Genomic DNA, 8224 nt, shown 5'->3' with positions numbered 1-8224 from the left:
TCTGTACTTTCCCAAAAGTACAAGGTCATAGCTACAGAGGGCAATTATAACAACAACATAGGTGTTCCAAGAACTCTTTTCAGAATAGACAGTACTACTGAAGTTGCTGTTGTTGAAATGGGAATGAATCATGAAGGTGAGATCAACTATCTCACACGTATGGCTCATCCTACAATGGCAGTTATTACAAATATAGGAGATGCTCATATAGGTAATCTCGGTTCAAGGGAGAATATCTTTAAAGCTAAGTGCGAGATATTTAATGGCCTTTCAAGTGGCGGCCTTGCTGTAATGAATGCTGATGATGAGTATCTTGTAAAGCTCAAAGATAATAAGGAGCTTACAGAGAATTATAAATTCAAGTGGGTTGGCGAAGATACAGATGCTGACTTTGGTGCCTTGGATATAGATGATTCTAATCAGGACGGTCTTGAGTTTAATATGATAGTAAGAAGGACTCGTTCCGGTATTGATGAAAGGGATACGATCAAGGTTCCTGCAAGAGGAAGACACATGATATATCCAGTCCTTGCTGCAACAGCTATAGGCAAGAAGCTTGATATGTCTTATGAAGAGATAATAGCCGGGGTAGCTTCATACAAGCCTACAGCCATGAGAATGGAGACCTGGAAGCTTGGAAATGGAATCATTATATATAATGATACTTATAATGCTAATCCACAGTCCATGAAGGCAGGACTTAGCACACTTGCCAATACTGATGCTACAAGACGTGTTGCGGTTCTTGGCGATATGCTCGAGCTTGGAGATCTTGAAGAAGAGCTCCACAGAAGTGTCGGACAGAAGGCAGCAGAGCTTTCTATCGATACCCTTATAACAATTGGCCAAAGGGCAAAGTTTATTGCAGATGAAGCAAGGAAAAAGGGCCTTAAGGATGTGACAAGTTATGATGATGCACAGAGCGCTAAAGCACAGCTTGATGATCTTCTTATGGACGGCGTAGTACTTTATTTTAAAGCATCACACGCCATGGCTCTTGAAAAGCTTGCAGAATATTGTAAGGATAAGATATAGATCATATATTTACTAACATAAAAGCGGAGTGTTATTTTTTCAAAATAGGAAAGGTAGCACTCCTTTTTTATAACAATGTAGATAGAAAAAAATATTATCTTTAGGACATAAAGCAGGGATCCTTTGTAATTCAATTACCGAGTAGTTCACCAGGCTGGTTTATAAGTGAGTTAGAAGGCTAAGGTTATAACCGTGGAAGAATGTAAAAAAATGTTAGCTCCAAACAACATTTTAACACTTTGACTTGACAAAGTATAAAAGTCTGCCATAATAAAAAACAAAGATTCAGACATATTGTATACAGGAATACAAGCATGTTCTATCTGCATTTCAAGTATTTCAGGAATTTTCACTACAATATAAAATCTAAGGAGGATATATTATGAAAAAGAAATTGTTGAGTATTTCTATGTGCGCTGTTATGGCTCTTTCACTCATCTCAGGATGCGGAGCTAAGTCAGAGTCAGGTTCAGACTCATCATCTTCATCAACAGATGTATTTAAGATCGGTGCTATAGGCCCATTCACAGGCGGAGCTGCAGCTTATGGTAACGCTGTTCAGTGGGGGGCACAGATCGCAGTAGATGAGATCAATGAAGCAGGTGGTATCAACGGATACAAGATCGAGTACAAGGCAGAAGACGACGAGCTTGATAACCAGAAGTCAGTTAACGCATATAACACATTAAAGGACTGGGGAGCTCAGTTTATTGTAGGTTCTACAACAAGTGCTTGTAGTATCGCAGTTTCAGATGAAACTCATAATGATAATATTTTCCAGATAACTCCTTCTGGATCAGCAGTTGACTGCGTTAAATATGATAACGTATTCCGTGTATGCTTCTCAGATCCTGCACAGGGAACAGCTTCAGCTCAGTATATTGGTGAGAAGAAGCTTGCAACCAAGGTTGCTATCATCTATGACAGTTCTGATGTATATTCATCAGGTATTACCGAGACATTCGTAGCAGAAGCTGCTAATCAGGGACTTGAGATCGTATCTCAGGAAGCATTTACAGCAGATTCCAAGACAGATTTCTCAGTACAGATCCAGAAGGCAATTGATGGACAGGCAGAGCTTATTTTCCTTCCTATCTATTATTCAGAAGCTGCTCTTATCCTTCAGCAGGCATCAACAATGGGTGTTACAGCAACATTCTTTGGATGCGATGGTATGGACGGAATCCTTGGTGTAGAAAACTTTGATACTTCTCTTGCAGAAGGACTTATGCTCCTTACACCATTCTCAGCAGATGCAACAGATGACCTTACTCAGAACTTTGTAACCAAGTTCCAGGAAGCACATGAGATCGTTCCTAACCAGTTTGCTGCAGATGCTTATGATGCTGTATATGCTATAAAGGCTGCAATCGAACAGGCTGGCATTACACCTGATATGAGCGCATCTGATATCTGTGATTCAATGAAGACTGCTATGACACAGATCACAGTTGATGGTCTTACATCAAGCGGCATGACATGGACAGCAGAAGGTGAGCCTTCAAAAGAGCCTAAGGCTGTTGTTATTACAAATGGTGAGTATTCACTTGCTGAGTGATCGTATAAAAATATGTTTTTGATTCTTTACTTGATATAGTACGGACAGGGGTGAAGTTATTATAAATCAGGCAGTCCGGTTCGGGCAGTGAAGCCCGTTCCGGATGCCTTTTTTACATATAGAAAGACCGAAGCTATTGGGGTAAAATTATAGTTAAGGTACATAGGTTTGATGATCTATATCAATTTCTAGCGAAATGGGGACGTAATATGAATTTCCTAACATATCTTATTAGCGGCATAAGCCTTGGAAGTGTTTATGCTATCATAGCTCTTGGTTATACTATGGTTTATGGTATTGCTAAGATGCTCAATTTCGCACATGGCGATTTCATTATGGTTGGATGCTATGCCATATTTACGATTGTTGCGGCCTTTAGCGGTTCAGGAATCGGAATGGTAATAGGAGTAGTACTTGCAGCTGTAATCTGTACAGCAGTAGGTGTACTTACAGAGAGAATAGCATACAGACCTTTGCGAGAGGCAGGTTCACCTCTTGCTGTTCTGATCACCGCTATAGGTGTCAGCTATCTTTTGGAAAATCTCGCCCTTCTTATATTCGGATCTGATCCCAAATCCTTCACATCCATTATCAAATGGGAAGGTATTACGATCGCATCCCTTAAGATCCCGGGCGTTACTATAGTAACAATAGGTGTCAGCATCATTGTGCTTATAGCACTTCAGCTTTTCATACATAAGACCAAGGACGGACAGGCAATGCTTGCTGCTTCTCAGGACAGAGGCGCCGCAATGCTCATGGGCATTAATGTTAACAGAACAATTTCCCTTACTTTTGCTATAGGTTCCTGTCTTGCAGCTGTAGCCGGAGCACTTCTTTGCTCAGCATATCCTACACTTAATCCATATACAGGTGCAATGCCGGGTATCAAAGCCTTTGTAGCAGCGGTTCTTGGAGGAATCGGTTCTATCCCCGGAGCTATGATAGGCGGAATAGTTCTTGGAATAATAGAAATACTTGGCAGAAGTTATGTATCCTCACAGCTTTCTGATGCTATCGTATTTGCGGTTCTAATCGTGGTACTTCTTGTTAAGCCAACAGGTATACTTGGAAAGCAGATTCAGGAGAAGGTATGAGGTTGAATATGAAAAAAGGATTTAAGATTAATAAAGATCTGGCCACATATCTTATTGTTATAGTGGCATATATCGTTTTTGAAATACTGATACTTACAGGTGCTCTTACAAGTCATATGAAAGGCCTCTTAGTACCTATGGTATATTATGCAATTGCTGCAGTAGGTCTTAACCTTTGTGTTGGTATACTTGGTGAGCTTTCAATAGGACACGCAGGATTCATGTGCGTGGGAGCTTTTTCAAGTGCTATTTTTTCCAATGCATTTGCAGATACATTGCCGGGAGGACTTAGATTCTTCCTTGCTTTTGTAGTAGGTATCGCAGTATCAGCTTTATTTGGTTTTCTTATAGGTATTCCTGTTCTAAGACTTAATGGCGACTATCTTGCTATCGTAACACTTGCGTTTGGTGAGATCATTAAGAATGTTATAAACGCCCTTTATCTGGGAGTTGATTCAAAGGGACTTCACGCATCACTTACAAGCGTAAGCGACATGAATATGGAAGCTGACGGAACAACTATTTTATCAGGTCCTATGGGTATAACAGGTACACCACGTGATTCTAACTTTACTATAGCGATAATAGTCCTTCTTATATCACTTTTTATAGTGCAGAACCTTGTTAAGTCAAGGGATGGGAGAGCTATTATGGCGATAAGAGATAACAGGATCGCAGCAGAATCTGTTGGAATCAATATCACAAAGTTCAAGATACTGGCATTTACTATATCTGCAGCAATTGCAGGCGCAGCAGGAGTTCTTTTTGGACATAACATATCTTCACTTCAGGCTACAAGCGGTAACTTTGGCTACAATATTTCAATCCTTATTCTTGTATATGTAGTTCTTGGAGGAATCGGCAATATCAAGGGAAGTGTTATTGCAGCAGCGATCCTATACATGCTGCCTGAAATGCTCAGAGGCTTAAGCACATACAGAATGCTTATCTATTCAATCGTACTTATAGCTATGATGCTCTTTAACTGGGCACCTCAGGCAAGGCAGTGGAGAGCCAGATTCTTATCAAAATTTTCAGGTATGACCAAAAGACCGGGAAGGAGCAGTAAATAATGGCACTTCTTGAAGTTAATAATCTTTCAATTTCATTTGGCGGTCTTCGCGCAGTAGATGATCTGACTTTTTCTATAGAAAAGGGTGAGCTGTACGGACTTATAGGTCCTAACGGCGCAGGTAAGACTACGGTTTTCAATCTCCTTACAGGCGTTTATAAGCCTACAGAAGGCCTTATAAAGCTTGATGGCAAGGATATTACAGGTAAAAAGACCATAGATATAAACCAGGCAGGAATAGCCAGGACTTTCCAGAACATCAGACTCTTTAAGCAGATGTCTGTAATAGACAATGTTAAGGTTGGTCTTCAAAATGATAAGGAGCTTAGTTATTCAAGCCTTGACGGCGTCCTTCATACTCCTAAGTATCGCAGGATTGAAAAGGAGATAGAAAACAGAGCACTTGAGATACTTAAGGTCTTTTCTCTTGATGAGGAAAAAGATGTACTTGCTTCAAACCTTCCTTATGGTAAGCAGAGAAAGCTTGAGATAGCAAGAGCTATAGCTACAAAGCCCAAGCTCCTTTTACTTGATGAGCCTGCTGCAGGCATGAATCCAAATGAGACAGCAGAACTTATGGATACTATCTCACTTATAAGAGACAAGTTTGAGATGACAATCCTCCTTATAGAGCATGATATGAAGCTTGTAGGCGGTATCTGTGAAAGACTTACTGTACTTAACTTTGGAAGAGAGTTAAAGCAGGGAAAAACCAAAGATGTACTTAATGATCCCGAGGTTATCAAGGCATACATTGGTGAATAGAAGAGGTTAAATATGGCACTTTTAGAAGTCAAAGATTTAAAAGTATATTATGGAGTCATACAGGCTCTTAAAGGCATAAACTTCCATGTTGATAAAGGCGAGATCGTAGCACTTATAGGAGCTAACGGAGCAGGCAAGACTACGACTCTTCATACAATATCAGGATTATTAAAGGCAGGAAGCGGTTCTGTTATCTATAATGGAAAAGACATTACAAGCGTTCTGGGGCACGATATAGTCAAGATGGGAATGGCTCATGTTCCTGAGGGAAGAAGGGTATTTGCTGATATGACAGTTGCCCAGAACCTTGCCCTTGGCGCTTATACAAGAAAAGACAAGGAAGAAATAGAAGCTATACTTGCACAGGTTTATACAAGATTCCCAAGACTTAAAGAAAGACAGAATCAGATAGCAGGAACCTTGTCAGGCGGTGAGCAGCAGATGCTTGCTATGGGAAGAGCCCTTATGTCACACCCTGATATCATCCTTATGGATGAGCCTTCAATGGGTCTTTCACCACTTCTTGTTAATGAGATATTTGATATTATAAGAAGCGTTCATAATGACGGAGTTACAGTACTTCTCGTAGAGCAGAATGCAAAGAAAGCACTTTCTATAGCAGACAGAGCTTATGTACTTGAAACAGGAGAAGTATCCATGGAAGGCAAAGCAGCTGAACTGCTAAATGATGAGCGCGTGCGCAAGGCTTACCTGGGAGAATAGGAGTACATAGAAATGCATCTATGCAATAGGAGGCTTTAATGAAAAATGTTGTAATCACAATCGAGAGGCAATATGGTAGTGGAGGGCGTACAGTCGGTGAGATGCTTGCTAATGAGCTTGGCATACACTATTATGACAAGGAGCTTGTAAAGCTTGCGGCTGACGAAAGCGGAATAAGCGAAGCTTTGTTCGTACAGGCTGATGAAAGCATACGTCAGGGTAAGGCCCCTATCTTAAATAAGATAAAAAAGAATGTATATAAGGGAACTATTATTGCTCCTGGCAATAATGACTTTACATCTATGCAGAATCTGTTCAACTATCAGGCTGATGTTATCAAGAAACTTGCCAACATACAGCCTTGCGTAATAGTTGGAAGATGCGCTAACTACGTTCTCAGGGATTTTGACAATGTTGTAAGCGTATTCGTTCATGCGCCTCAGGACTTTCTGATGGAGCAGGCGGCTTTGAAGCAGCCAATGCGCGGGAAGGAACTTGAGAAGTTCATAGAAAAGACTGATAAGTACAGAGCAGATTATTATAAGTACTATACCGGAGAGAGATGGGAAGATGCTTATAACTACGATCTGTGCCTTAATTCAGGAAGACTCGGATTTGAAAAGTGCGTAGAAGCAATTAAAGAATATATGAAGGTCAGATTCGGTGAGGACGTATTTGCCTGAGTTTAACAAAAACAGGACCTGTTTTTAGAGGTCCTGTTTTATAAAGCTTTAATGAAATAAGCTTTTAACGCTGTATGTAGCTTGTGCTGATGATGCCTTGATTTATTCAGCCTTTGTAAATGAGCCAAATCCAAGATCTATTGTGGTTTCATCGCTATAGTAGAAATAATTGTTCTCACAATAGTTGTTGTACAGGTCGGTTGAATACAGGTTCATACTATAGAATGTTACGATAAGGTCCTCGCCGTCGAGGTATAAAACATATGGATGAGTTTCTGTGATATCGCCATTTACATATGTTGCAGTTCCGTTATCGAAAGTGATGGTGATATTGGAGTCATCTTCGCTTGCGTAAGTTCCGGATGGGCCTGTAGCATAGTCTTCAGTTCTTTTGAAGATATATTCTTCATAGGTTACCCAGTCAAAACTTTCACTGTACTGAAGGATGATATCAGAAGCTGATTCTCTGGTCTTTTCAAGCTGAGTGTCAATATCAGCATCTTCGCCGTTTTCTTCTTTATATACAGCTATAAACTCATCTGAGAAGTAAAGGTTTTCTGTATCAAGAGTGATGTAGCCGTTGTTAAGAGTATAGTTAAATACCATTCCTGAGATATCAACAGTATTACCTGTAAATACCATTGATTCACTTCCGTTAGTATATACTCCTTCAGGTACGATAGTAAGACTGGAAGCTTCTGTAGATGCAGAATCAGAAACTGTTCCTGATACTTCATTGGATATTACAGATGCTGCTACTGAAGGATCTAGCTGATTATTAACAGAAGAATTGTTATTATTTAATCTGTAATGTGCTGTGAGTCCTATTACAAGAGCAGATATTATTACAACTGCTGCTATTATTATCTTATTTCTTTTCATAAAACGGGCCTCCAAATCCCTTTGGAAGTATATACTTGAATACATCAATGTATATTTATTCAAGTATTATTACTATAATGATTATTACTTAGATGATTATTATACTACCGATATGTGATTATATAGTGACCACGGTATAAATGTCATCGTTAAATTTAATTAAAAATAGTTAGAAAAAATAGTATATTTCTTGTATGTACATTTTAGAAATATGTTTTTACATAACTTTTAAAACGAAGTGACAAAAAGTAATTTTTTTATGTTAGTATATATAAAATGATCAAGATAACCCATCACCTTTAGGTGATGGGAATATCTTGATTTCGGGTGCGGGGTTATAAGCCCCGTACCCGTAGAACTGCGTCAGCAGTGATTTTATAACGAGCAAAAAGCGAAGCGTTTGCGAGTT

The 8224-nt window shown here is 39.5% G+C and carries 8 protein-coding genes; 7 read left to right on the top strand and 1 reads right to left on the bottom strand.

The window, feature by feature from the left end:
• The 7 genes from K6G87_RS16275 to K6G87_RS16245 all read left to right on the top strand — a co-directional run.
• Window positions 1-1035 (top strand): UDP-N-acetylmuramoyl-tripeptide--D-alanyl-D-alanine ligase (locus tag K6G87_RS16275; protein WP_296839627.1); only part of this gene is annotated, 1035 nt, incomplete at its 5' end.
• Between the two features lie 382 nt (window positions 1036-1417).
• Entirely contained in the window at window positions 1418-2593 is a 1176-nt protein-coding gene (locus K6G87_RS16270; RefSeq protein ID WP_296839624.1) for an ABC transporter substrate-binding protein, read from the top strand.
• A 209-nt stretch (window positions 2594-2802) separates the two neighbouring features.
• A complete protein-coding gene (locus tag K6G87_RS16265) occupies window positions 2803-3690 on the top strand; it encodes a branched-chain amino acid ABC transporter permease (protein ID WP_296839621.1) in 888 nt (295 codons plus the stop codon).
• Window positions 3691-3698: 8 nt separating this feature from the next.
• Window positions 3699-4763, top strand: coding sequence for a branched-chain amino acid ABC transporter permease (locus tag K6G87_RS16260; RefSeq protein WP_296839618.1), 1065 nt, complete (start codon window positions 3699-3701; stop codon window positions 4761-4763).
• Window positions 4763-5527 carry an ABC transporter ATP-binding protein gene (locus K6G87_RS16255; protein WP_296839614.1) on the top strand — a complete coding sequence of 255 codons (765 nt, stop codon included), beginning with the start codon at window positions 4763-4765 and terminating at the stop codon, window positions 5525-5527. The genes K6G87_RS16260 and K6G87_RS16255 overlap by 1 nt, the downstream gene beginning before the upstream one ends.
• A 12-nt stretch (window positions 5528-5539) precedes the next feature.
• Entirely contained in the window at window positions 5540-6250 is a 711-nt protein-coding gene (locus K6G87_RS16250; RefSeq protein ID WP_296839612.1) for an ABC transporter ATP-binding protein, read from the top strand.
• Window positions 6251-6288: 38 nt separating this feature from the next.
• The gene (locus K6G87_RS16245; RefSeq protein ID WP_296839610.1) at window positions 6289-6933 is read left to right on the top strand and encodes a cytidylate kinase-like family protein; all 645 of its coding nucleotides are present in this window, start codon (window positions 6289-6291) and stop codon (window positions 6931-6933) included.
• Window positions 6934-7035: 102 nt separating this feature from the next.
• Here the strand turns inward: K6G87_RS16245 and K6G87_RS16240 are convergent, their stop codons facing one another.
• Window positions 7036-7815: a hypothetical protein gene (locus tag K6G87_RS16240; protein ID WP_296839608.1), complete on the bottom strand. Its 780-nt coding sequence runs from the start codon at window positions 7813-7815 to the stop codon at window positions 7036-7038.
• Window positions 7816-8224 lie beyond the last annotated feature (409 nt).

It is taken from the genome of Butyrivibrio sp. (assembly GCF_024699075.1).
Note: the sequence above shows the minus strand (reverse complement) of the source record. Positions and strands in the feature narration are given on the sequence as shown.

Coding starts and splice junctions, on each gene's coding strand:
- K6G87_RS16270 (WP_296839624.1), top strand. CDS start 1,418: ATGAAAAAGAAATTGTTGAGTATTTCTATGTGCGCTGTTATGGCTCTT.
- K6G87_RS16240 (WP_296839608.1), bottom strand. CDS start 7,815: ATGAAAAGAAATAAGATAATAATAGCAGCAGTTGTAATAATATCTGCT.
- K6G87_RS16245 (WP_296839610.1), top strand. CDS start 6,289: ATGAAAAATGTTGTAATCACAATCGAGAGGCAATATGGTAGTGGAGGG.
- K6G87_RS16265 (WP_296839621.1), top strand. CDS start 2,803: ATGAATTTCCTAACATATCTTATTAGCGGCATAAGCCTTGGAAGTGTT.
- K6G87_RS16250 (WP_296839612.1), top strand. CDS start 5,540: ATGGCACTTTTAGAAGTCAAAGATTTAAAAGTATATTATGGAGTCATA.
- K6G87_RS16260 (WP_296839618.1), top strand. CDS start 3,699: ATGAAAAAAGGATTTAAGATTAATAAAGATCTGGCCACATATCTTATT.
- K6G87_RS16255 (WP_296839614.1), top strand. CDS start 4,763: ATGGCACTTCTTGAAGTTAATAATCTTTCAATTTCATTTGGCGGTCTT.